At 40.8% G+C, this 24,831-nt stretch carries 26 protein-coding genes; 15 read left to right on the top strand and 11 right to left on the bottom strand.

Translation table 11 applies throughout. From position 1 onward, the window contains the following. Complete coding sequence (tuf, locus tag ND6B_RS15205; RefSeq protein WP_013463851.1) at positions 1-1,185, top strand: elongation factor Tu; 1,185 nt, start codon at positions 1-3, stop codon at positions 1,183-1,185. A gap of 321 nt (positions 1,186-1,506) precedes the next feature. After that, the gene (locus ND6B_RS20255) at positions 1,507-1,647 is read left to right on the top strand and encodes a hypothetical protein (protein WP_164907914.1); all 141 of its coding nucleotides are present in this window, start codon (positions 1,507-1,509) and stop codon (positions 1,645-1,647) included. A 158-nt stretch (positions 1,648-1,805) separates the two neighbouring features. Here ND6B_RS20255 and ND6B_RS15210 read toward each other — a convergent pair whose 3' ends face one another. Then, positions 1,806-2,717 carry a hypothetical protein gene (locus tag ND6B_RS15210; RefSeq protein ID WP_033102779.1) on the bottom strand — a complete coding sequence of 304 codons (912 nt, stop codon included), beginning with the start codon at positions 2,715-2,717 and terminating at the stop codon, positions 1,806-1,808. Between the two features lie 174 nt (positions 2,718-2,891). After that, positions 2,892-4,079 carry a dipeptidase gene (locus tag ND6B_RS15215; protein ID WP_028834812.1) on the bottom strand — a complete coding sequence of 396 codons (1,188 nt, stop codon included), beginning with the start codon at positions 4,077-4,079 and terminating at the stop codon, positions 2,892-2,894. 193 nt (positions 4,080-4,272) lie between these two features. On the opposite strand from ND6B_RS15215, the gene ND6B_RS15220 reads away from it, so the two are divergent. The 3 genes from ND6B_RS15220 (at position 4,273) to ND6B_RS15230 (ending at position 6,753) form a co-directional block, all read left to right on the top strand. Further along, the gene (locus ND6B_RS15220; RefSeq protein ID WP_028834813.1) at positions 4,273-4,917 is read left to right on the top strand and encodes a hypothetical protein; all 645 of its coding nucleotides are present in this window, start codon (positions 4,273-4,275) and stop codon (positions 4,915-4,917) included. A gap of 374 nt (positions 4,918-5,291) precedes the next feature. Further along, complete coding sequence (locus ND6B_RS15225) at positions 5,292-6,032, top strand: sensor histidine kinase (RefSeq protein WP_160173134.1); 741 nt, start codon at positions 5,292-5,294, stop codon at positions 6,030-6,032. Further along, the gene (locus tag ND6B_RS15230; protein WP_028834815.1) at positions 6,022-6,753 is read left to right on the top strand and encodes a LytR/AlgR family response regulator transcription factor; all 732 of its coding nucleotides are present in this window, start codon (positions 6,022-6,024) and stop codon (positions 6,751-6,753) included. The genes ND6B_RS15225 and ND6B_RS15230 overlap by 11 nt, the downstream gene beginning before the upstream one ends. On the opposite strand, the gene ND6B_RS15235 is transcribed toward ND6B_RS15230, so the two are convergent. Then, entirely contained in the window at positions 6,754-7,002 is a 249-nt protein-coding gene (locus ND6B_RS15235; protein WP_028834816.1) for a YheU family protein, read from the bottom strand. Then, complete coding sequence (locus tag ND6B_RS15240) at positions 6,999-7,991, bottom strand: hydrolase (RefSeq protein WP_033102777.1); 993 nt, start codon at positions 7,989-7,991, stop codon at positions 6,999-7,001. Before ND6B_RS15240 ends, ND6B_RS15235 begins: the two co-directional genes overlap by 4 nt. Before the next feature lie 588 nt (positions 7,992-8,579). Here ND6B_RS15240 and ND6B_RS15245 point away from each other — a divergent pair. Further along, positions 8,580-9,080, top strand: coding sequence for a hypothetical protein (locus ND6B_RS15245; RefSeq protein ID WP_013466172.1), 501 nt, complete (start codon positions 8,580-8,582; stop codon positions 9,078-9,080). After that, a complete protein-coding gene (locus ND6B_RS15250) occupies positions 9,073-9,306 on the top strand; it encodes a helix-turn-helix transcriptional regulator (RefSeq protein WP_028834818.1) in 234 nt (77 codons plus the stop codon). The genes ND6B_RS15245 and ND6B_RS15250 overlap by 8 nt, the downstream gene beginning before the upstream one ends. Before the next feature lie 77 nt (positions 9,307-9,383). Here the strand turns inward: ND6B_RS15250 and ND6B_RS15255 are convergent, their stop codons facing one another. After that, a complete protein-coding gene (locus tag ND6B_RS15255; protein ID WP_033102776.1) occupies positions 9,384-9,800 on the bottom strand; it encodes a TIGR02444 family protein in 417 nt (138 codons plus the stop codon). Beyond that, positions 9,787-11,706 carry an ATP-binding cassette domain-containing protein gene (locus ND6B_RS15260; RefSeq protein WP_013466169.1) on the bottom strand — a complete coding sequence of 640 codons (1,920 nt, stop codon included), beginning with the start codon at positions 11,704-11,706 and terminating at the stop codon, positions 9,787-9,789. The genes ND6B_RS15255 and ND6B_RS15260 overlap by 14 nt, the downstream gene beginning before the upstream one ends. Before the next feature lie 132 nt (positions 11,707-11,838). Here ND6B_RS15260 and ND6B_RS15265 point away from each other — a divergent pair, with 132 nt between their 5' ends. After that, positions 11,839-12,042: a YheV family putative zinc ribbon protein gene (locus ND6B_RS15265; protein WP_008114218.1), complete on the top strand. Its 204-nt coding sequence runs from the start codon at positions 11,839-11,841 to the stop codon at positions 12,040-12,042. Between the two features lie 11 nt (positions 12,043-12,053). On the opposite strand, the gene ND6B_RS15270 is transcribed toward ND6B_RS15265, so the two are convergent. Both ND6B_RS15270 and ND6B_RS15275 read right to left on the bottom strand, forming a co-directional pair. Further along, positions 12,054-12,269, bottom strand: coding sequence for a SlyX family protein (locus tag ND6B_RS15270; protein ID WP_013466167.1), 216 nt, complete (start codon positions 12,267-12,269; stop codon positions 12,054-12,056). After that, positions 12,256-13,254, bottom strand: a complete 999-nt coding sequence (locus ND6B_RS15275; RefSeq protein ID WP_013466166.1) for a WD40 repeat domain-containing protein — start codon at positions 13,252-13,254, stop codon at positions 12,256-12,258. The genes ND6B_RS15270 and ND6B_RS15275 overlap by 14 nt, the downstream gene beginning before the upstream one ends. Positions 13,255-13,449: 195 nt before the next feature. On the opposite strand from ND6B_RS15275, the gene fkpA reads away from it, so the two are divergent. Next, positions 13,450-14,202 carry an FKBP-type peptidyl-prolyl cis-trans isomerase gene (gene fkpA, locus ND6B_RS15280; protein ID WP_033102775.1) on the top strand — a complete coding sequence of 251 codons (753 nt, stop codon included), beginning with the start codon at positions 13,450-13,452 and terminating at the stop codon, positions 14,200-14,202. Positions 14,203-14,261: 59 nt separating this feature from the next. On the opposite strand, the gene ND6B_RS15285 is transcribed toward fkpA, so the two are convergent. Beyond that, positions 14,262-14,732, bottom strand: a complete 471-nt coding sequence (locus ND6B_RS15285) for an Rsd/AlgQ family anti-sigma factor (RefSeq protein WP_013466164.1) — start codon at positions 14,730-14,732, stop codon at positions 14,262-14,264. 506 nt (positions 14,733-15,238) lie between these two features. Here ND6B_RS15285 and hemE point away from each other — a divergent pair. Next, entirely contained in the window at positions 15,239-16,303 is a 1,065-nt protein-coding gene (gene hemE / locus ND6B_RS15290) for a uroporphyrinogen decarboxylase (RefSeq protein WP_013466162.1), read from the top strand. A 73-nt stretch (positions 16,304-16,376) separates the two neighbouring features. Here the strand turns inward: hemE and sthA are convergent, their stop codons facing one another. Together sthA and ND6B_RS15300 are read right to left on the bottom strand one after the other, a co-directional pair. Beyond that, complete coding sequence (gene sthA, locus ND6B_RS15295; RefSeq protein ID WP_016900074.1) at positions 16,377-17,807, bottom strand: Si-specific NAD(P)(+) transhydrogenase; 1,431 nt, start codon at positions 17,805-17,807, stop codon at positions 16,377-16,379. A gap of 13 nt (positions 17,808-17,820) precedes the next feature. Further along, positions 17,821-18,954 (bottom strand): acyl-CoA desaturase, encoded by a 1,134-nt coding sequence (locus ND6B_RS15300; protein WP_024602170.1) that lies wholly within the window; start codon positions 18,952-18,954, stop codon positions 17,821-17,823. Positions 18,955-19,084: 130 nt separating this feature from the next. On the opposite strand from ND6B_RS15300, the gene fabR reads away from it, so the two are divergent. The 5 genes from fabR to leuD all read left to right on the top strand — a co-directional run bounded on the left by fabR (position 19,085) and on the right by leuD (position 24,780). Further along, on the top strand, positions 19,085-19,702 hold the full coding sequence (gene fabR, locus ND6B_RS15305) for an HTH-type transcriptional repressor FabR (protein WP_013466159.1): 618 nt from the start codon (positions 19,085-19,087) through the stop codon (positions 19,700-19,702). A gap of 395 nt (positions 19,703-20,097) precedes the next feature. Then, entirely contained in the window at positions 20,098-21,651 is a 1,554-nt protein-coding gene (leuA, locus tag ND6B_RS15310; RefSeq protein WP_033102774.1) for a 2-isopropylmalate synthase, read from the top strand. Then, positions 21,648-22,724 carry a 3-isopropylmalate dehydrogenase gene (leuB, locus tag ND6B_RS15315; protein WP_013466156.1) on the top strand — a complete coding sequence of 359 codons (1,077 nt, stop codon included), beginning with the start codon at positions 21,648-21,650 and terminating at the stop codon, positions 22,722-22,724. Before leuA ends, leuB begins: the two co-directional genes overlap by 4 nt. Before the next feature lie 56 nt (positions 22,725-22,780). After that, positions 22,781-24,181: a 3-isopropylmalate dehydratase large subunit gene (leuC, locus tag ND6B_RS15320; protein WP_008465616.1), complete on the top strand. Its 1,401-nt coding sequence runs from the start codon at positions 22,781-22,783 to the stop codon at positions 24,179-24,181. Continuing rightward, the gene (gene leuD, locus ND6B_RS15325) at positions 24,181-24,780 is read left to right on the top strand and encodes a 3-isopropylmalate dehydratase small subunit (protein ID WP_033102773.1); all 600 of its coding nucleotides are present in this window, start codon (positions 24,181-24,183) and stop codon (positions 24,778-24,780) included. The genes leuC and leuD overlap by 1 nt, the downstream gene beginning before the upstream one ends. The last annotated feature ends 51 nt before the right edge of the window (positions 24,781-24,831 follow it).

Raw genomic sequence — 24,831 nt, 5'->3', positions numbered from 1 at the left:
ATGGCAAAAGAAAAGTTTGAACGCGTAAAACCGCACGTAAACGTTGGTACAATCGGCCACGTTGACCACGGTAAAACTACACTAACTGCAGCAATCACTAACGTACTTGCAAAAGTATACGGCGGTGTTGCTAAAGATTTCGCATCAATCGATAACGCTCCAGAAGAGCGCGAGCGTGGTATCACAATCTCAACTTCACACGTTGAGTACGATACTCCTACTCGTCACTACGCACACGTAGATTGTCCTGGTCACGCCGATTATGTTAAAAACATGATCACTGGTGCTGCTCAAATGGACGGCGCTATCTTAGTAGTTGCTGCGACTGACGGTCCTATGCCACAAACTCGTGAGCACATCCTACTTTCTCGCCAAGTTGGCGTTCCTTACATCGTTGTATTCATGAACAAATGTGACATGGTTGATGATGAAGAGCTACTTGAGCTAGTAGAAATGGAAGTTCGTGAACTTCTTTCTGAATACGACTTCCCAGGTGATGACTTACCACTAATTCAAGGTTCTGCACTTAAAGCACTTGAAGGCGAAGAGCAATGGGAAGCTAAAATCGTAGAGCTTGCAGAAGCACTAGATACTTACATTCCAGAGCCAGAGCGTGACATCGATAAGCCATTCATCATGCCTATCGAAGACGTTTTCTCAATCCAAGGTCGTGGTACTGTTGTAACTGGCCGTGTTGAAGCTGGTATCATCAACGTGAACGACGAAGTTGAAATCGTTGGTATCAAAGAGACGACTAAGTCTACTTGTACTGGTGTTGAGATGTTCCGTAAGCTTCTTGACGAAGGTCGTGCTGGTGAGAACATTGGTGCACTTTTACGTGGTACTAAGCGTGAAGACGTTGAACGTGGTCAAGTACTAGCTAAGCCTGGTTCAATCAAGCCACACACTACATTCACTTCAGAAGTATACGTACTTTCGAAAGATGAAGGTGGTCGTCATACTCCATTCTTCAAAGGTTACCGTCCACAGTTCTACTTCCGTACAACTGACGTAACAGGTGACGTACAGTTACCAGAAGGCGTAGAAATGGTAATGCCTGGTGATAACGTTAAGATGACTGTAACGCTAATCGCGCCAATCGCGATGGACGAAGGTCTTCGTTTCGCTATCCGTGAAGGTGGCCGTACTGTAGGTGCTGGTGTTGTAGCAACTATCGTAGAGTAATAATTAACGTTTAAGTTAATTGTTAGAAAAAGGTCACTTAGGTGGCCTTTTTTAATGGCTGCGATTTACATCATGTGAAGGTGGCGCAGTTACCTTAGGCGTAGGTGCTTTGTAGCAACTATCGTAGAGTAATAGTTAGCCTAGCTAATTAATACTAAAAAAACCCGAGCTTAGCCTCGGGTTTTTTAATGTCTGCAATTTACTTCATGTGAAGGTGGCGCTCTTACCTTAGGGGTAGGTGCTTTGTAGCAACTATCGTAGAGTAATAATTAGCCTAGCTAATTAATATGAAAAAAACCGAGCTTAGCGTCGGGCTTTTTAATGTCTCAAGAAAAATACAGGTTTCAGGTATTAGGTGCGAGGCTTCAGGCAGAGCAAAGTGGTATTAATTTGATCATCGTAGCATGGGTTGAGTTTTATCGAACTCAGAGGATAAAGCATGAAGGTGGCGCACTTACTTAGGCATCGGTGCTTTGTAGCAACTATCGTAGAGTAATCATTAGTTGTAATGCATTAAGCATTAATAAAACCCGAGCTCAGTCTCGGTTTTTTTATGCCTGAGGTAAAGTGTAATTATTAATGTTATCGCTGTAACAAAGTAGGAGTATGGACTTAATTAGTTAGTAACCAGCATTCTTACGTATTTCATCAAGCATATCTTGGTTACCCATCATTTCGTCAAGCGTTGCCCTTACTGCATTGTCAGAGCTGTTGTCATAAACTGAAAGTAGATGTTGCGCCATTTGCTTCGTATAACCACCTTGTTTATTTTGAGCTTGGTAGTATTGCGCCATCAACCCTTGTGCAGCTAAGCGACGGATATAATCATTCGTGTCTTGCTCTAACAAGTTTGTAAACTGCTCTGCAAGGCGGTAATCAAGTACCGGTGTTTGAGTTGATAACTCAACAGCTTGAATTTTAAATTTTTCGTCACTACTGTTGTTCGCTAAATTTAAAATGTTACCCACTACTTCATAGTCATACTCAGGCATAGTAGATTTATTTAGAATATACATATTCATTTGCAGTTGGCTCAGTGCAGCTAACCTATTTAAATCAGAGATGCTTGGATCTAAAGTTTGCTCTCTTAATTGAGAATTTATTTGTTTTGCATAATCAGGTTCTGATTTGATCCTTAAATCATAGTCTTCTGGTAAATCTGCATAAAAGCTATAAAGAGGGTTTTGCTCACGTCGTTTTTCATCTTCTTGCTGCTGTTTTTCCTCTAGTACGTCAAGAACAAGTTCCTTAAATTCGTCGGTATCTTGTTCTTGATAAGAGTCATTAGCGTGCAGTTTTAAGTTTGCTATTTTGCGTTGTAGCGAACTTACTTTCTTGCTTAGTTCGTCAATTAGGGCTTCATTTGATTGCTGGTATTCTGCAGGAGTACTAATAGAAACTGTGGAGCTTAGCTGTTGCTGGTTGGGTTTATTAAGCGAACTGGCCTGATCTTTAAAAAATGTTCCGTAGCATGAAATTACCAAGGCAAGTGTTGCTATAGCAATCGCAATAGTTCCTTTGTTTATAGTCATAAAATAATCAGCCTCTAAAATGGGTAATTTATCTGTTTTCGAAATATAAGTCTGTTAAAAAGTGTGTTAAATGAGGGTTAAATATACAGGTTAATTAAGAATGCGGGGCGTGAGTGGCGAAATACGGTGTTTAAAGTGGCTATAAGCGCTAGACCTAAGCCTAGCGCGTAAAGCTTAATGAGATTTTGCGTATTGCTCAGCTTGCTTCCACACTCTTAGCGTATTGCCGCTTAAAATCTTTTTAATATCGCTATCGCTGTAGCCTCTATCCATTAAGCCTTGTACAAGGTTTGGGTAGCTAGACACATCTTTTAAGCCGATAGGCAGCGAGTCACCTACACCGTCGTAATCAGAGCCAATACCAACATGATCGATACCAATTAGCTTCACAACGTGATCAATATGATCAAGTACTTGCTCTAAGCTTGCAAATGGGTAGGGGTTTTTAGCGCGGTACATCGCATCAAAATCTTTACTTAACTTAGTACCATCTTTTTTTACCGCTTCTTTTTTACTCTTTAACTGTTTGCCCCACGTACCTGCTTTAGCAGTAACAAAGCTTGAACCAAAGTTAATTTGAATCACACCACCGTTCTTTTTAAGAGCTAATAACATGTCGTCATTCATATTACGCTCAAAACCTGGTGTGTATTTACGTAGTGATGAGTGTGATGCAATCACAGGGGTGTTAGACAGTTCCATCACTTGATAAAACGCATCGTCCGAGATATGAGACACATCAATCAGCATGCCGATATTATTCATCTCTTTTACTAGCTCTTTACCAAATGGGCTTAGGCCTTTCCACTTGCGACGAATATCGTATGATGAGTCAGAAATATGGTTGCTTTGCGAGTGAGCAAGGGTGATATAGCGCACACCACGGTCAAAAAAATGCTGTAGGTTGTTTAAATCGCCTTCAATGGGTGAGCCGTTTTCCATGCCCATAGCAATCGACATTTTACCTTGCTTAAATTGTGCTTCGATATCGCTTGTTGAGCTGGCAATGGCAAACTTGTCAGGTGCACGTTGTGCAATTGCTTCCATACCATCAATCAATTGATTCGCTAATTGAAAGCTTTTGCCTTTGCCTTCAAACTCTAAATGAGCAGGAATATAAATCGACATAAATGGGGCGTTTAAACCACCTTCAACCGCGCGTGGGTAGTCAAAGTCACCGCCCTCAGTGGCTTTAGTAACATCTGCCCATTTATCATGAATACGGTAAGGTACATCAATGTGGGTGTCGATTAAAATGGTATCGTGAGCAAGCTTGATTGCTTTATCCGAAGGGGTAACTTGCGTAGCGTGTGCCCCTGCAACGGTGAGTGCGATGGCGCTAAGTGCTAGACGTAATTTCATGTTCTTACCTGTTTTATTATAATAATGCTAATGATTGTAACAACAATCGATTCGTCCTGCCTACTATCCGTTTATCCTCTTTTTTAGCCATTAATCACTTATTACCCTAAGGTATCAAGCGTAATCGTTATAGTTCTAGCCAACAAAGACTCAGTATGCATCTAAGGCGTACTGCAATTTAAGGGGTATCACTATGCAATTTACTATCAACAATAAGCAGTGCAAACTATCTTTAAAACCAACCTTAGCAGTATTATTACTGGGATTGTCATCAATTAGTTACGCCAATGAAACAGATGATAAAACCGATTTAGTGCTTAAATTCCATGAGGGTTTCTCTGTTGACTTTCAAACAGCCAAAATAAAAGACGTGTTTGATGGTAACGGTGTTGGTATTAATTACCAAGCTTCATTGAGCGAGCTTTCAGAAGACCAGCTTAATGGTAAGGTTGATCTTTATGGGCGTTTGCAGCACCAAATAAATGAAGAGGGCAGTAAATCTAATTTAACTCAAACCGAAATCACCTTAGGGGTTAATTGGGCATATTCAAATAAGACACATTTTTATATCGAAAGTGCATTAATGAAGCAGCAACTTGAAGTTAATAATCGCGTTGGTTCTCAAACATTTAATATTACTCGTCTCGGTGGCAAATATAATTTTTATAAGGATTTTGTGGTGAATGCGGCTCTAGAGCATCGCGATGCGTTAAAAAACGAGACTGGGTATAAGTTGGCACTTGAGACAACCAAGGCAAAATATGCTTTATTTAGCGCGGGTTACCTAAGTGTAGGTAATAATCAATCAATGTTTTTTACTTTAATATCAAAGTTTTGAGTAGCAAACTAACATAGCTTGGGTACAATACTGTGTATTATCAAAGGAGTGTGCCCATGCGAACTTATTGGCTTTGTCAGTTTTTAGTTTTTATTAGTATTGTGCTTATAAACTATGGTTTAGGAGTTGCGTTATTAAATACGTCAATTGAGCACCATGCTAATTTGCTTTTAAGGACTATCTCGCATGCATCCGTATTTGTTTTATTGACACATTTTATCCTTTACACCCTAGGTAACAGGCTATGTGGTAAGTTAAAAATAGCACGACTCAATATTTTTTTGTTAAGTGCATTGTCTATTTTGTTAGCGCTAATGCAGACGCTGAATGTGATTTATTTTACGCCTTTCATTTTACCTGAGAGCGCGTCGAGTATGAGCATACAAATGTATGGAGAAACAACCGTAGATTTGAATGAGAAACAGTTTACCGGAATAATCTCAAGCTTTTTAAATGCATTAGTAATGAGTTTAATATGGAGTAGTTGTTACTTAGCTGTTGTATCGCGAAGAGAGAAAAAACTTATTATGAGCCAGCTGAAAGAGCAGCAACTTGAAAGCCTTAAAAACCAAATAAAACCTCACTTTTTATTCAATACTTTAAATACAATTCGCGGCATGATTTACCAAGATCAAGATAAAGCTGCTGATATTGTTACTCAGCTTTCGGAGTTATTTAGATATAACCTCAACACAGACTTAGAAACCCACGTCAACTTTGATCAAGAGTGGAAGGTATGTGAACATTATTTAGCGATTGAAAAAGTAAGGTTTGGTAAACGGCTTTTAGTAACAATGCAGTGTGATGATTCGTTAAAAAAAGTTGTGTTACCGAGTATGGCTTTATTAACTTTAATTGAAAACGCCACAAAGCATGGCATTGCTCATTTAGAAGAGGGTGGAGAAATAAAAGTAAATGTAGTCAGAACAGGGGAAACTGTCACGATTACAGTGAGTAACCCTTTTGATGAAACGAAACTTAAGTCCGGCACCAAATTAGGATTACAGAATATTCAATCAAGACTTGAACTAATGTTTGCGCAACGAGGTAAATTGTTTATTGAAAAACAGAGCTGTCAGTTTAATGCAACTTTGGAGGTGCCCTATGCTGCATAATAAGCCAACCATAACAGCATTAATTGTTGATGATGAGCTCCTTGCTCGAAATGAGTTAGCTCGGTTATTAAAGCCTTATAAGCACATAGATATAATTGATGAGGCTGAAAATATTAGCCATGCCAATGAATTAATAAAAAAGCATAAGCCTGATGTTGTTTTTCTTGATATTGAAATGCCGGGCGGCACAGGTATTGAGCTTGCAGAGCAGCTTGCAGGTGAGACACCTATTATATTTTGCACAGCCTACAACGAGTTTGCTGTAGATGCCTTTAGTCTTAATGCCGTTGACTATTTACTAAAGCCCATTGTAAAAGAGCGTTTAGAAGGTACCTTAGAAAAGCTGGAAGGGCAACTGACACAGCGCCCTGTTAGTTACTTAGATGATAACTTTAAATTGATGGTTAAATTTTCTGAGAACATGAAAATTATCAAATTGGCAGACATTTTAAGGTTTGAAAGTATTGGTAATCATGCGGCGATCTATACTGCATTCGGGAAGGCCTATATTCATAGCTCTTTAACTAAAATTGAAGCTCGCTTAAATCCAGATTACTTTTTACGAGCAAGCCGCAGTGACATAATACGACTAGACGCGATAATAGAACTCGAAGAAACTATTAACTATGGGCTATTAGCAAAGCTCAGTAATGGTGCGCAAGTTGAAATATCTCGTCGTCAAGCAAGTAAATTAAAGCAACAATTAAGCTTTAATTTATAGTTATTGCTGCTGATGTTGCTCTTCACTTTGTAGTGCTTTGAATTCACTTTTAGAAATTATGGTGACCGACTCATGTAGCTCAGAGAAAAACACCATAGCTTCGCCGCTTTTTAATTGCTGATTTACTTGCGCTACTTTACTTTCAATACTGAACTCTTGTTCGCCATAGTCAGTGCCTTCGCGCAAAACGTAGCTTTCAATTAGGTTGTACAGTGTGTCTTTATCAAGTTGTTCAAAAGGAATAATCATAGCCACTCTTTATCGGTGTTATTAAATACACATTGCTTAAAATAATCAGGCACCACTTGCTCTAACCAAAACACGGGTTTAAATGGGTTGTTACCGCTAATAAAACCTACGTGGCCGCCCCTCTCTGAGATGCGCAGCGTAACATGCTCACTTACATCCTGACTACTTGGAACTGCTTTAATCGACAGCATAGGGTCGTCTTTGGCATGAATAATTAGTGTGGGTGTCGCAATATCTTTTAAATACGGCATGGCACTGGCTTTTTTGTAGTAGTCGTGCGCATTTTCAAAGCCATGTAGCGGTGCTGTAAGCTGGTTATCGAACTCTAATAAATCGTCAATTTCCATTAACTGATCGGTGGTGATCGGTATTTGCTGTTTAATTTGTGGTAGTTTGCGTTGCATCGACTTTTTCATCCGATCGAGCAAATATTTTTGGTAAATTTTACCTAAGCTTTTACGAATAACATCACTAGATGATGACAAATCATAGGGCGCAGATATCACGGCGGCTGCACTAAGCGGGCAGTGAATGTGTTCTTCCCCTAAGTATTTAGCCAGCACATTACCACCCAATGAAAAGCCAACCGCCAAAATCGGGCGCTTTGGAAATTGCTGTTTTAAATGGTTTATAAAAAAAGCTAAATCGGCAGTGTCGCCACTATGGTAGGCTCTTGGCAGGCGATTGACTTCGGTTGAGCAGTTTCTAAAGTGCATTAGCACCACTGCAAACCCTTGCTTTTTTAATGCTTTCATCATGCCTTTGGCATAAAAACTATTTATGTTGCCTTCAAGTCCATGAAGTACCACTGCGAGCGGCGCCGTTTCGTTATGCGGGAGTGACCAAGCAAGCTCAATAAAGTCACCATCGGGTGTATCAAGTTGCGCAAGTTCGTAGCGAGTATGGTGAAAAGGGCGAAAAAAACGCGGCATTATGGTTTGAACGTGTCGGTTGGTCATCCACCATGCGGGTTTGAACTTAGGGATCATGTCTGTACTACGCACTTTGCAATAAACGAAGCGCTAGTGTAGCAAATTTTTTATATTTAAAAATAAAAAGCGCCTAATCAGTAAACTAATAAGGCGCTTTGTGCGTCGTGCTTAATGCTGTTCTTTAATATCTGCATCGTGTACTTTTTTCATGAAAAAATACACAAAGAAGAGGCATAAACTAATAACGACGCCTAAAAATCCAAATGATAAAAATAGTACTGGGTCGCTAAAAAAATCTCTAAAGAATACGTCCATAATGGCCTCCTGATGTCTATGGGTTAATCATAGGCTGGCTTGGCAGGGCTTGATATGATCCAGATCAAGCTATTTAACAGATTATAAAATGGGCAATGCAGATGTTGATTTTGATCAATAAAGTTAAGTCGATTTTGCACTTTTTAGTAAATTATCTGCGATTTTTTAATCACTTTTATAATAAAGATGGTCAGCAAAGTTCAGCTTTGAATAACCGTTGCTTTGTTTTAAGTTAAATAAAACAAACCTGGTGTTAAATATATTTGACATGGCTAAAGAGTGAACTTATAGTTTTAAAGTCAAAAATATTTTACTTGGGGTTAGCTTTATATGACTCGTTCAGAGCACTTTAAAGAATTTTTACAAAGCATAAGTTTTAGAGAACTGACGCTGAGTATCGATTTACTAGTAAGCGTGTATATATCTTACTTTTATGTAAACAGCCTAATGAATGCGAGTACGCAGCAGCTTAGTTCTGTTTCTTGGTTATCTGGTTTATTGCTACAGGTGTTAATTTATTCTGTGATACTTATAGTATTGAGCTATTTATTACTTTCATTTATCAGTGATAATGAATTAAATCAGCCACCTGATGTGAGAGAAAAGCAAATAAATTTAGTGGGTTATAAATATAAGGCCATAATATTACAGACGGGAATTTGTGTTGCTATTGTTCAATATCAAATTGAAGCTAATAACTGGGGCCCAGCCATTGAATATAATATTCCATACTTACCAATGCACGTCATGGTAGGTGCTTTTTTGATTGCCGAAATAGTCAACTATATAGCGCAGCTTTATAAAGGTAGAACGGGTAATATTTATGAATGAGTATGTAATAACTAACTCTATTCGAACATTACGTTTTTTACGCGATGAAATGACGCAAAAGCAATTAGCAGATGCTATTGGTGTAACTCGGCAAACGGTAATGGCAATTGAGGCAAATAAATATTCACCCTCTCTAGAAGTGGCTTTTAAAATTTCTATAGTTTTTAACTTGCCATTAGAAGAGGTGTTTCAATACAAAGCCAAAGATATGCAGCTTGGTTTATAAAACAAACCAAAGTAACCACGTAAATAACGAGTTAATATTCATAATATAAGTGATCTGATGAAAATAATGGTGAAAAATTATGCCAAATATTTATCGCTGTTATTGGGCGTTGAACAGGCTGTTAAATCCATACTATTAACTACATCAATCAATATTATTTGTTGCTGCTTTTCTAACTTCAACTCGGCGCCGAGAAGTGCTTTTCGAATTGCGGCGTAATCGGTAATCTCGGTTTGATTTGTTTTTAAATAGGCGCGGGTAGTACGTAGAGGCTTTAATACCTGCTGCTCAAATTCACTAATAGATTGTTCAAGCTTGCTCAGCTGTGTTTGGTTAATAGCTAGATTGAGAGAATCTAAGTAATACAGCAACAAGCATAGGTTGACGTTTTTACCTTGCAGGTTTTGGTAATCTAACAGGCGCGCTTGCATGCCATCTTCGCTATAAAGCTGACATGCAAACTGCCAAAAATCGTTGCTGTTAAGCAAGTTCATCGGCGAATGCCTGTTCTTTTTGTTCCATCTCTTCAAGGGCCATTAATAACTCTTCTTCAACATTATTAAGCTTAGGCGTAAGTGTGGCTTGCTTGGTAATTAGCTCTTTGAGCTTAGCTTTATTTTCATCGTTATAAAGTGTGTTATCGCCGAGCGCCTCTTCAACGTCAGCTAATTCTGCAGCAAATTTATCCAATTGCTTTTCAAGCTTTTCAATTTGCTTTTTAAGCGGTTGAATCGCTTTTCTAAACTCGGCCTCTAAGCGCTTTTGCTCTTTTCGGTTTACTTGTGAGTGGGCTTTTGGCTCGTCATCGGTGTCGCTTTTAGCGGCTTCTTTATTAGCATTAAGCAGCCACTGATAATACGCGTCTAGGTCGTAACCAAACTGAGTAACTTCGCCGTTATCAACTAAGTAAAATTCATCAGCGGTGTTTTTAAGCATGTGGCGATCATGCGATACCGTGACCATAGCGCCTTCAAAGCCTTGTAATGCCATAACCAATGCGTGGCGCATTTCTAAATCAAGGTGGTTAGTTGGCTCATCGAGTAGTAATAAATTTGGTTTTTGATAAACCAACATAGCCAGCACTAAACGGGCTTTTTCGCCGCCTGAAAAGGGGGCAACAGGGTCTAGTGCTTTATCGCCTACAAAGGCAAAGCCGCCTAAAAAGTCACGCAGTGATTGTTCGCTGGCTTTAGGGTTTAAACGTTGCAGGTGAGTGACGGCACTGGCTTTTAAATCAAGTGATTCCAATTGATGCTGCGCAAAGTAGCCAATGTTTAACCCCTGATGCTGAAACACTTCACCTGCTTGAGGTTGTAAGTCACCAGAGAGCAGCTTAATAAGTGTTGATTTACCTGCGCCATTTCTACCAAGTAGAGCGATACGGCTGCCTGGCACTAAGTTCAGCTTAATACTGTTTAAAATGGTCACATCACCATAACCGGCTTTCGCTTTGTCGAGTGTCATTAGCGGGTTAGGCAGAGCGGTTGGCTCGGCAAATTCAAAATCAAATGGCGAGTCAGCATGTGCAGGGGCAAGTTTTTCCATGCGTTCTAGCGCTTTAACGCGGCTTTGTGCCTGTTTGGCTTTACTGGCTTTAGCTTTAAAACGAGTAATAAATTGCTCTAAGTGGGCAATTTGATCTTGTTGTTTTTCAAACATGGCTTGCTGCTGTAATAAACGCTCAGCTTTTTGGCGTTCAAACTGCGAGTAATTGCCTTTATATACATTGATAAGTTGTTTATCTATATGCCAAATTTGATCAACCACCGCATCTAAAAACTCTCGGTCATGAGATATCAGTACCAATGTACCAGTGTAGGCACGTAAAAAACGCTCAAGCCAATACACAGCATCTAAATCAAGGTGGTTTGTAGGCTCATCCAGTAACAGCAAGTCGGCATCGCGAATAAGCGCTTGGGCTAAGTTTAAACGCATACGCCAACCACCCGAAAATGCACTTACTGGGTTTTCTATTTGGTTATTAGCAAACCCTAAGCCATGTAATAGCTCTCCTGCCTTGGCTTCTATGCTATAGCCTTTAATATTTTCAAGCTGAATATGCACTTTAGCTTGAGTGTCGCCATCATTGGTTTGCTCAGCTTCACGTAAAGCAATTCGTAGCGCATAATATTCAGGGTGGCCTTGCAGTACGTAATCTATAGCGCTTATTTCAAGGGCGGGGGTTTCTTGTTTTACTGAGGCCAGTGACCAATCTTTAGGAATACTGCAATTACCGCCATCTAACGAAAGCTCAGACTTTAATAAACTAAATAGCGTTGACTTACCACAGCCATTAGCACCAACAAGGCCTACTTTGTGCTCTGGAAATAATGTAGCCGATGCATTTTTTAATAAAGCTTTGCCACCGCGAAGCAGTTCTATTTCTGAGATTTGGATCATAAATACGTTACTTTACTGTGCCTTGATTGAATTGCGGCCATTATAACACGGATCTTATTAGCTATATCAATCGTATCAAGTAGGCAAATATTGCGATAAAATAACGTCAGTCAAAATGGTAGGAAAAACGAAGTGAAACATAAAAAACGATTTATTGCTGGAGCAACGTGTCCTGAGTGTAAAACCATGGATATGTTAATGCTCTACAAAGAGCATGACGTAGAAAAAGTTGAATGTATGCAGTGTGGTCATAAAATGGCTCAACCAGAGCAGGCTGTGCAGGCATCAACACGCCAATTTGAACAGATCATTGGCGTGTTTAATCCAGGCGACTAAACCTAAACAGTTTAGTAATGCGGTGGCGGAGGCTCCGGCATATTCGACATCATAGGTTGCGATGCTTGCGACTCTTTAAGTTTTTCAGCCAGCAATTCGGTTTGGCGCTTTATTTTTGCCAACTGTTGCTGGTGAACTTTTATTTCATCATTCAAAATTTCAATTGTTTCGTCTTGAAAAGCCACTTTAGCCTCAAGTTCCATTAGCCGATGTTCAATTGTGTTCATTTGGTTCTCGTATAATAAAGCGCTCAGCGATTCCGCTCGAGCTTTCAGTTAACAATGATTTACCGTTATCTGTAAATGCCACATCAAGTACCACTGCCGATTTGGGCTTACTGCCTTCTCGCGGAGTGACTTGCCATGTTTGAATTTTTTCACCGCTGGTTAGCTGCCATAAATCAACCCGTTTATTGGGTGAACCGGTTGCTAATAAAGTGCCTTGATCGTTAAAGCGCACTGCGGTAAAAATTTTCTGACGCGCAATATACTTTAGTTTACTAACAAGGTCACCTGTAGTCAGCTTCCATACATTTGCTTGTGCCATACTGTCGGCGGTAAAAGCATAGCGCCCTTGAGGATCTAAAGCGACCTGCGTTACTCGGGTTGGGTGATTAAAGCGATGAACTACTTGCCCACTTTGAGTATCCCATAAGTAGGCAACATAATCGTTAGAGCCGCTTAGTGCATAGCGCCCGTTGGGTGATAGGTCAACGGTATTTACTTTTTCTTGATGGCCTAAAAATTCAATGCGCCTACCTGTGTTAAGGTTTATAAATACCACAACGCCATCGCTGCGCCCGTAAACAACACTTTGGCCTTGGTTGCTAATGGCAATATCGCGAATGCTGGCTTTTTGTATTTTATAAAAGCCTTTATTTTTGCCGGTGGCAATATCCCAGACCGCAAAGGTGGTTTTTTCGGCGGTAACAGCCACGCTATTATCAAAAGCAATGGCTACGGCATAAACTAAGCTATCTTCAGCCTGCTGTTGAAACCATTGGTATTTAAGCGCTTGCTGTTGATTATCCCAAAGGGCGACCCCATGATGGATAGAAGACACTAAGCTGTATTGACCATCGTGCGATAACGCAGATGAAAAGGCGCCCTGTGCAGTGTGCTCAAAACTGGCCACTGCTTGTTGTTTTTCATCACTACATGCAATTGTTAATAAACAGCAAGTGGCGACTAAAAAAGTACGAAATAACGACATATTACAGGTATTTCCTCTTAACTCTTAGTGACTGAGAGGTTAGACTAGGTCTCGTTAAACGCCTAGGTTGTTTGTCTAATCACTGGATATGTTTTTAGTTTAGCTATTAAACAAGCAGCCTACCATGTAGGCCGTTAATCTTTAACTAGTAATATTACAATAAATGGCAACTGCAAAGTGTGTCGGAGATTTAAAATGAGAAAGACGATTAAATTGTCATTGATTGCAGCGTCAGTTTTAGCGCTTACAGCTTGTAATCAAGAAGCAAAAAAAGAGCAAGCAGACGTTAAGCTAGATACTGTAGCACAGCAACAAGCGTACGGTATTGGTGCATCAGTAGGTAACTTTTTAAATAAAGATCTAGCGGATAAAAAAGAAATTGGTATTGAATTAGACCAAGCTTTATTAATGCGAGGCTTTGAAGATGCACTTGCGGGTAATGCAAAAATTGACGAAGAGAAAATTCGTGAAGTACTAACAGCATTAGACGAATCAGTGCGTACTAAACAAGAAGAAAAAGCAAAAGTAGAGTCTGAAAAAAGCAAAGCTGAAGGTGAAAAATACCTAGCTGATAACGCTAAAAAAGAAGGCGTGATGGTTACTGAGTCTGGTTTACAGTACGAAGTAATGAGCGAAGGCGAAGGCGCAAAACCAGTAGCAACTGATGTGGTTAAAGTACATTATAAAGGCACATTGTTAGACGGTACTGAGTTCGATAGCTCTTACTCACGTAACGAGCCGACAACGTTCCCACTAAACCGTGTAATTCCAGGTTGGACTGAAGGTTTACAACTTATGCCTGTAGGGTCTAAGTACAAATTTACTATTCCTTCAGACCTTGCTTACGGCGATCGTGATTTAGGTAAAATTCCTGCTAATTCAACACTTATTTTTGAAGTTGAATTATTAGAAATTCAAAATGATGCAGGAGCTGCCGCTGCAGAATAAGCGTTATAGATAATAAAAAAGGGACCTTAGGTCCCTTTTTTATTACGTCGAATAACTAATTAGTCAGTATGATTAGAAAATAAGTTATCAATCAGCTCATCTTCAAGTGCAAAGCGCGCTTCGAGTGCTTCACCCATTACTGAAAGATCGTTATCAAAGCCTTCTAGTAAATCTTCAGCGTCTACCTCAGCGTACTTATCGTTGAAATCCAGAGCGATGTCAGTGGTATCTGAAATACGTGGGTATATCGTATTAGCGAGTTGCTGGCTTTCTAGGCCTTTCTTTTCGCAGGCTTTAGCAATATCGTCGTACACTTCAAAGTGTCCGGCCGATAAATAATCCATTAAAATTTGGCAAAATGCCTGAATTTGTGATGGTTCAGGCAAAGACTGATCTTTTTTCTCATAAGGTGAAAAGCCTGCAATTTTACAGTAAAGCACAATCAGCTCTTGGCGTTCGTTTAACCAATTATCGATGACCGTATGGCTACCCCCCCACTTTTGTTGAGCTTTTTCTACACGCTTCAGCATAATTCTTCTCCTAAGCTGGGTTGGATTTTTTAAATTAAAAATAAAACTTATGTTATCCAAGATATATTTAATTGGCGTGTATATCAACAAGTAAAATAGATGTAATACCAGAGGGAATTTTGTTTAAGGGTATAAGTTGTAAGTAATTTATTCCAGGCAAGAAAAAACCACCTATTACGGTGGTTTAATTTCTTTATTAGACTTGTTTAAACAAGCATTCTTATTTTTATTAGAGATTTTTATTATTTTTATATTAACAATTTTTGTTATTGTTTTGTTAACGCGGGAGATACAATATCAAGCTTTTTAGATGTTGCAAATAGTTTAATGAAAAGTTTTTATTATTAACGTTTGTTTGGTTGTTTTATGTACAAAGCAACATAAAAATTAAAAATTACTTGATCTAGCGCTACTCTGTAGCGATTTAATCGCTTAGCGATAGAGGGGGCGTGAATATGGTGGTACAATCTTGCACAATTTCTAAAAGCCCTAGGACTCTATACGCTATGAGCGAATTAAAAAACGACCGTTATTTACGTGCCCTTGCCAAGCAACCTGTTGATGTCACGCCGGTATGGATGATGCGTCAAGCAGGACGTTATTTACCTGAATACCGTGCTACACGTGCACAAGCGGGCGATTTTATGAGCCTGTGTAGAAATGCTGAGTTAGCCTGTGAAGTAACATTACAGCCTTTGCGCCGTTACCCATTAGATGCAGCTATTTTGTTTAGTGATATTTTAACTATTCCCGATGCAATGGGATTAGGCTTGTACTTCGAAACCGGCGAAGGCCCTAAGTTTGAACGCCCAATTTCGTCACTAGCTGATGTTAAAAAAATTCCTAAACTTGATCCTACCGATGAGCTTGGCTATGTAATGAACGCAGTGAGCACTATTCGTCGTGAACTTAAAGGCGAAGTGCCATTAATTGGTTTTTCTGGTTCGCCTTGGACACTTGCAACTTACATGGTTGAAGGTGGTAGCAGTAAAGTATTTGGTAAAATCAAAAAAATGGCGTTTGCTGAGCCGCAAACACTGCATTTATTACTCGATAAACTAGCTGATTCGGTGATAGATTACTTAAACGCGCAAGTTAAAGCGGGTGCGCAATCGCTAATGGTATTTGACTCATGGGGCGGTGTACTAAGCCCGCGTGATTACAATGAGTTTTCATTGCAATACATGCATAAAATTGTTGATGGCTTAATTCGTGAATACGATGGCCGTAAAGTACCGGTTACTTTATTTACCAAAAATGGTGGTCAGTGGATTGAAGCGATTGCCGCAACGGGCTGTGACGCAGTAGGTTTAGATTGGACTATTAACATTGGTGATGCTAAACGTCGTGTTGGCGATAAAGTAGCACTGCAAGGTAATATGGACCCATCAATGCTTCATGGTACGCCTGATCGTATTCGCCAAGAGGTTGGTACTATTTTAGAAGACTTTGGTACTGGCAATGGCCATGTATTTAATTTAGGCCACGGTATTACACCAGATGTTGACCCAGAAAATGCCGGTGTATTCATTAACGCCGTGCATGAATTAAGTGCGCAATATCATAAATAGTTTCTAAATAACGATGAGTTATTAAAAAAGCCCGCTTGATTCAAGCGGGCTTTTTGTTACCTAGTGCTTGATATTACTTAAACAAGCGATTTAAGCCATTTAACGCCGCAACTCGGTAGGCTTCTGCCATCGTTGGGTAGTTAAACGTGGTATTTACAAAGTAGTCGATGGTGTTGCCACCATTTTTTTGTTCCATAATAGCTTGGCCAATATGCACAATTTCAGAGGCACGCTCACCAAAGCAGTGCACGCCGAGTACTTCTTTGGTTTCTGTATGAAATAATATTTTTAAACTGCCCACATCGGTGCCTGCAATTTGCGCGCGGGCTAAATGTTTAAATTGCGCACGTCCCACTTCATACGGTACTTTTGCAGCAGTTAATTGCTGCTCTGTTTTACCGACAGAACTCATTTCAGGAATAGTATAAATACCGGCTGGAATATCAATAATCAGCTTTTCATCACAATTACCACACGCGATGGCATCTGCGGCAATTCGACCTTGATCAAAGGCAGCACTAGCAAGGCTTGGATAGCCAATAACATCACCTACCGCGTATACATTGTCTACTTCTGTTTGGTAGGTTTCGTTTACTTTTATCTGTCCGCGGCTATCTGCTTTTAAGCCAATGGCTTCTAAATTAAGGGTATCAGTGTTACCGGTTCGGCCATTGGCAAATAAAATACAGTCAGCTTTAACACGTTTGCCCGATTTTAAATGCATAACAACGCAGTCATCACGGGTTTCAATGCGATCAAACTCTTCGTTATGACGAATTACAATACCGCTATTCCAAAAGTGATAGCTTAATGCATCAGATATTTCAGCATCCATGAACGCCAATAAGCGATCGCGAGTATTCACTAAGTCGACTTTGGCACCTAGCCCTTTAAAGATAGACGCATATTCACAACCAATTACACCCGCGCCGTATATAAGTACGCGATGCGGGTCGTGTTCAAGGCCTAAAATAGTGTCACTTTCGTAAATTCGTGAGTGGGTGAAATCAACCCCTGGTGGGCGATAAGGTCGTGAGCCGGTAGCAATAACAATCGTTTGTGCAGTAAGGCGCTCAGTAGAACCGTCATTACGTCTAATTTCAATAGTGTGCTTATCAACAAAGCTAGCGTCGCCTTGAAACATATGAATGCGGTTACGATCGTAAAAACTGCTGCGTAAGTTTGACTGCTTTGAAATTACCGAACTGGCATGGCGTAAAATATCAGGAAAGGTAAGTCTTACCGGACGCTCGCCTACGTTAAATAAAGGATTTGCTTTGTATTCAATGTAGCGACTAACAGAATGACGAAGTGCCTTTGAAGGAATGGTACCCCAATGTACACAGCCACCACCCACGGCTGTTTGGCGTTCAATAACCGCTACTTTTTTGTTACTTTTAGAGAGGTTCATAGCGGTCCCTTCACCGCCAGGACCCGTGCCAATAATGATTGCATCATATTGGTATGTCACGGGTACTTTTTTCTTTTCTGGTTGTTTGGCCACAGCCACTCCTATTTTAACTAAAAGAGGCTTTTAATAACCTCGCATTAAGTGCTAGCCATGCCTGTTTTTGTGTTTCCCAGGCGGCCTCAAGCTCGTGATATTGTGCCATTAATGCCGACTTTTCACACTGCTTTGCCATATTATTTTTTTTAGCTTCCAACACTTGTTTTTGTAATGAGCAATAATTTTGCAGTTTTTTAAGCAACAAATCGTACTCTTGTTGTAATAATGTAAGCTTATCTTGCGCTAAAGGCAATTTTGCGAGTCGACCTTGCGTTTTGCTCATCAAGGTTTCTGCTTTAGCTTTTTCTATGCGCTCAACCGGTGTGCGCTTTAATTTACTTGCTAGACCAAGAGCTGCTAACGAGCGGATCATCCATTTAGTTGGGTCGTAATGAAACCACTTAATGCCATTGCGGTAATCGCTAGCAAAAATATGATGAAAGTTATGATAACCCTCCCCATAAGTAAATAAGGCTAAAAAGCCATTATCGCGTGCGGTATTTTTTTCTGTGTAAGGGCGAGAACCCCAAATGTGCGCAACAGAGTTAATAAAAAAGGTAAAATGCTGGCTCAGTACTAAACGAAGTAGTCCCGCTAGTAATAACATGCCCCACACATCACCTAACATTAAACCTAATACCAGTGGTAAACCAACATTCATGGCAACTACCAGCTTTAAATAATGTTTATGTTGCCACATCACAATTTTATTGCGTTGTAGGTCGCGGCAATTGCTGTAATCACCGTAGCTATCGCCTTGGTAGTCGCGCAGCATCCAGCCTATGTGACTATACCAAAAGCCGTTGGTAGCGGCATAAGGGTCTTTTACAGGGTCATCAACTTGACCGTGGTGAATACGATGATCGCTGCTCCAATGCAGTGCACTGTTTTGCAAAGCAAACGCGCCGCCTAAGGCAAAAATAAATTCAACGACCGGGTGTGCGTTGTAAGTTTTGTGCGCCCATAAACGATGGTAACCCGCAGTGATCGATAATCCCGCGAAAAACATGCAAGCTACAAAAGCAGCCCATTGTGTGCCTGTAAAGCCATAGTTAAACCCATACCAAGGTACAAGTGTAACAGCAGCCAAAAACGTCAGGCTAAAGAAAAGGACGTTGGTCCATATAAGTGGTGGTTTTTTCATCTTTCTCATTTCTCAGCGTACAACTGTACGCTAAAATAATATTTCAATCTGCTGCCGTCAAGTATTAGACTGTACTATTAGCTATTTTTTTAATTAAAAATTTATTACAAATTCATTCAGGGAGCTGTTGATGTCGGGCGTTAGAGCACAACAGAAACAAAAAACACGACAAGCATTAATAGAAGCTGCTTTTAATCAGCTTAGTGCTGATCATAGCTTTTCAAATTTGAGCTTGCGTGAAGTAGCGCGCGAAGCGGGTATTGCGCCCACCTCTTTTTACCGTCACTTTAAAGATATGAACGAGCTAGGTTTAACCATGGTTGATGAAGCGGGTTTAACGCTGCGTCAGCTGATGCGTCAAGCTCGTAGGCGAATAGCCAGTGGCGGCAGTGTAATAAATACGTCTGTGGTTACTTTTATGGAGTTTATTGATAACTCTAGTAATCAATTTAGGTTATTGCTGCGTGAGCGCTCGGGTACCTCAAAAGCATTTAGAGCGGCAGTAGCACGTGAAGTGAAACACTTTATTTTAGAGCTTGCTCATTATTTAGAAAGTGAAACGCCCTGTGATGCGATTCATGCGTATATTCAGGCAGAGGCTATGGTTACGTTGGTATTTAATGCTGGCGCCGAAGCGCTAGATATTGAAGGTCAGCAACGCGATGAATTAATTGAGCGAGTTATTTGGCAGTTACGCTATATTACTCGTGGTGCGTCAAATTACGTACGCGCAGAAAAGAAAGAGTAAATATTAAAAAAAGTTAAAATAAGCACTGTACTTTACGGTGCTTGTTAATTTAAACGCCACGCCCTCCAAGGTTGAATTCTTTATCTCTTTTTTATCTATTTATTGAATTTAAAATCCCTTAAAAGTCTTGTGTAATTATTTTTATGGCATTTTTATGCTTGCACCTACTGCGCTGCAATGATAAAAATAAGCCTCATTGGACACACACACAAGAAAACAAATGCAAACTAATCGTTTAATTACACTAAAACTAAACCTCTTACTGCTGTGGCAAGTGAGCGGGGATTAGTGTGTTTGCATTGAGCTAAACAACAAAACCCCGCAATTGCGGGGTTTTTTTTATCTCGCTGCAGGGATAAATCGAAATTTGGGTAACACAGGAATGAGGGGCAGTTATGCAAGAGCAAGATAAAGTATGGATTTTTGATACCACCTTACGTGATGGCGAACAGGCACTTAAAGCAAGCCTGACTGAAGATGATAAAATTCAACTAGCGCATACCATTAGCCGCTTAAATGTGGATGTCATGGAAGTGGGGTTTCCGGTTTCGAGCCCCGCTGACTTTCGCTCAGTGCAGCGAATTGCCACTGAAGTAAAAGGCCCTATTATTTGTGGCTTAGCACGCTCGGTTGCCAAAGATATTGAGGCCTGTGGCGAGGCGCTTCGCAGTGCACAGCAAAGCCGTATTCATACTTTTATTGCAACCAGCCCTTTACACCTTGAGCATAAACTACGTATGAGCTTAGATGATGCAACCGCGATGGCGGTTAAATCAATCAAGCTTGCCCGTAATTACACTGATGATGTGGAATTTTCATGTGAAGACGCAGGACGTACACCACATTGGGATTTATGCAAAATTGTTGAGCAAGCTATTAGTGCCGGTGCATCCACGATTAACTTGCCAGATACCGTCGGTTTTGTAACGCCAGATGAATACGCAGCAATGATCCGTCATTTAATGAACAACGTGCCAAATATTGATAAAGCCCGTTTAAGTGTGCATTGCCATAACGACTTAGGCTTAGCCGTTGCTAACTCTGTTGCTGCCGTTCAAGCCGGTGCGCGCCAAATCGAATGCACCATTAATGGTATAGGGGAGCGCGCGGGTAATTGTTCACTTGAAGAAGTGGCGATGATCATGAAAATGCGCAAAGACCATTTAAACGTATATACCGATATAAAAAGCGAAGAAATTTACCGCGCCTCTCGCCAAGTAGCCAAAATTTGTAATATGCCGGTACAGCCAAATAAAGCGATTGTTGGCGAAAATGCGTTTGCCCACAGTTCAGGTATTCACCAAGATGGTGTATTAAAAGCGCAAAATACCTATGAAATTATGTCACCTGAAAGTGTGGGTGTGCCAAGTAATCAATTAAATATGACCTCGCGTTCAGGGCGTCATGTTATAGAGCATCGCTTAGAAGAATTAGGTTATCAAAAATCTGATTACGACATGGATAGCTTATACCAAAGTTTCGTTGCGTTAGCTGACCAAAAAGGCACAGTATATGACTACGACCTAGAAGCAATGATTTACTTTAATCAAATCAGCGACAAAGATGAAAAATATCAATTAGAGTTTGTTCACTCTACGTCGAACTCTCAATCGGTAGCCAGCTCAACGATAGGTTTGTTGATTGATGGCGAAGCAAAACAAGAAGCGGCCACAGGTAATGGCCCGGTAGAAGCCTCATTTGCAGCCATTGAGCGCTTAACCGGTATGAGCGTTGAAATGATTGAATACAATTTAGAGGCCACCGGCCAAGGTGCAAGCTCATTGGGACAAGTGAATATTATTGCTAAATATGATGGCCGTCCTTATCACGGTGCCGGTATTGCGGCCGATGTGGTCGAAGCCTCTGTTCGCGCAATGGTTCGGGTTTATAACTTAATTTATCGAGCACAAAAAGTGTCTGATTTAAAACAACAAAGGAAAGCAGGATGAGTAAAACACATTACAGCGTTGCCGTATTAGCGGGCGACGGTATTGGCCCAGAAGTTATGGCAGCTGCAGAGCAAGTGCTTGATGCAGTCAGTGATAAGTTTGGCTTTACTCTGAACCGTGAACACCATGCTATTGGTGGTGCTGCCATTGATGAATTTGGCAAAGCACTTCCTGATACGACCTTAAAAGCGTGTGAAAACGCCGATGCTATTTTATTTGGCTCCGTGGGTGGTCCTAAGTGGGAACATTTACCACCTAATGACCAACCGGAGCGCGCGTCACTGTTACCACTGCGCAAGCACTTTGGTTTGTTTTGTAACTTACGCCCTGCTCAGTTGTTACCCGCATTAAGCGCTGCATCACCACTACGTGCTGATATTAGCGAAAAAGGCTTTGATATTTTATGTGTGCGCGAGCTAACGGGTGGTATTTATTTTGGTGAGAAAGGTCGCAGTGGCGAAGGGGCAGAAGAAACTGCATTTGATACGCAAACTTATTCACGTAAAGAGATAGAGCGTATTGCACGTTTTGCTTTTGAGGCCGCTAAGTTGCGCAGCAATCATGTGACCTCGGTTGATAAAGCCAATGTTTTAGCATCAAGCGTTTTATGGCGCGAAGTGGTAACCGAAGTGAGTAAAGACTTTCCAGAAGTGAGCTTAGATTACATTTATGTAGATAACGCAGCGATGCAGCTGGTTAAACAACCTAGCCAGTTTGATGTATTACTTTGCGATAATTTATTTGGTGATATTTTATCGGACGAGTGCGCGATGATCACCGGTTCAATGGGTCTATTACCCTCCGCTAGCTTAAATCAATCAGGCTTTGGCTTGTATGAACCCGCGGGTGGTTCAGCGCCTGATATCGCCGGAAAAGGGGTGGCAAACCCAATCGCACAAATTTTAAGTGCCGCCTTAATGCTACGTTACTCATTAGGCCAAGACGAAGCGGCTCGTACGATTGAAAAAGCAGTTGCAGAGGCGGTTGAAGCTGGTGTGGGGACGCCTGATATTTATCCGCAGGGCGGCTATACCACCACCGATGTTGCAGCGGCCATCGTTTCACGCATTTAATTATTAAAGCCACAACACCGTCAGGCTGTGGCTCAATCAGATCAGGGAGTTAGCAAGTGGCCCAAACCTTATACAATAAAATTTGGCAAGCACACACCGTTGCCAGCATTAATGAGCAAACCGATTTACTTTATATTGACCGTCATTTAGTACACGAAGTGACGTCACCACAAGCATTTGCCGGCTTACGTGAAAAAAATCGTAAAGTGCGCTGTCCAGAAAAAACCATTGCCACCATGGATCATAATGTTTCAACTAAAAGTCGTTCACTGGATGCAGCCAGCGAAGTCTCTAAAAACCAATTAATGGCACTGGATGCAAACTGTAAAGAATTTGGTATTTTGCTGTACGACTTAAATTCAGTAAACCAAGGCATAGTGCATGTTATTGGACCAGAGCAGGGGATTACTTTACCAGGCACCACTATAGTCTGCGGCGATAGTCATACTTCAACGCATGGTGCGTTTGGTGCCTTGGCACATGGTATTGGTACCTCAGAGGTTGAGCATGTATTAGCTACGCAAACGCTACAGCAAAAAAAGGCGAAGTCGTTAAAAATTCAAATTAACGGTGTATTACGCCCTACAGTAACAGCTAAAGATTTAATTATGGCGGTTATTGGTAAGCTAGGCACTGCTGGTGGCACTGGCTATGTGGCTGAATTTTGTGGTGAAGGCATAGAAGCTCTATCAATGGAAGCCCGTATGACATTGTGTAACATGAGCATTGAAATGGGTGCCAAGGCAGGTTTAATTGCCCCAGATAAAATCACTTACGAGTACTTAAAAGGCCGCCCGTTTGCACCCAAAGGTGCTGATTTTGATGCCGCTGTTGCCTACTGGGAAACTTTAAAAACGGATGATGGTGCTCATTTTGATTTAGAAGTAGAGTTAGATGCAGGCAGTATTCAACCGCAAGTTACTTGGGGGACTAATCCAGAGCAAGTGATTGGCGTTGATGAATGTATTCCAGATCCAGATAAAGAAACCGATTTAATTAAAGCCGATGCAATTCGCAGTGCGCTTAAATACATGGGCTTAAAAGCGGGCGATAAACTATCAAGCGCCAAAGTAGACACGGTATTTATTGGCTCATGCACCAACAGCCGCATTGAAGATTTACGCGCTGCAGCAAAAATTGTTGAAGGTAAACAGGTTTTAGCTGGTATTGAAGCGCTGATTGTTCCAGGCTCAGGCTTAGTTAAGCAGCAAGCTGAAGATGAAGGCTTAGCCGATATTTTTAAAGCTGCAGGGTTTGAGTGGCGCGAGCCGGGTTGTTCGATGTGTTTAGCTATGAACGATGACCGTTTAGGAGCTGGTAAACGCTGTGCTTCCACCTCGAATCGTAATTTTGAAGGTCGCCAAGGGCGCGGCGGGCGTACACACTTAGTGAGCCCTGCAATGGCGGCAGCAGCTGCAATACATGGTCACTTTGTTGATATTAGAGGAGAAGCTTAATGAGCATCTATTTTAGCGGCTTAATGGCCCCACTTGATAAAAACAACGTCGATACCGATCAAATTATTCCTAAGCAGTTTTTAACTTCAACCAGCCGTGATGGTTTTGATGCAGCACTGTTTTACGATTGGCGTTATTTAGATAATGGCGAGCCAAACCCTGAATTTATTTTAAATCGTCCTTGTTACCAAGGTGCGCAAATATTATTAACCCGCGATAATTTTGGCTGTGGCTCATCACGCGAGCACGCACCATGGGCATTAAAGCAATATGGGTTTGAAGTGATTTTAGCTGAAAGCTTTGCTGATATTTTCTTTAATAACTGTGGTAACAATCAAATGCTTGCTATTACATTGCCAGCGCAAACGCTGGAAGAGTTATTTGTGTTAAGTGAGCAGCACGACGATATTCACATTGATGTGGATCTTGAAAACCAGGTGCTTACCAGTAATAAGTTTGCGCCAATCAACTTTGATATTCGCAAAGACGTGAAAGAGCGTTTATTAAGTGGCTTAGATTTTATTGGTGTAACCGAAACCCTGAATCCGCAAATTGATGCGTTTGAAAAGCAGTTAGCCGCAGAGAGACCGTGGCAGTAACCTTTTACATATGAAACTGGAGCGCAACTTAGGTTGCGCTTTTTTAATCGC

Source organism: Pseudoalteromonas sp. ND6B, from assembly GCF_000764215.1.
Taxonomy (GTDB): domain Bacteria; phylum Pseudomonadota; class Gammaproteobacteria; order Enterobacterales; family Alteromonadaceae; genus Pseudoalteromonas; species Pseudoalteromonas tetraodonis.
This window is presented reverse-complemented; position numbering and strand designations above follow the sequence as displayed.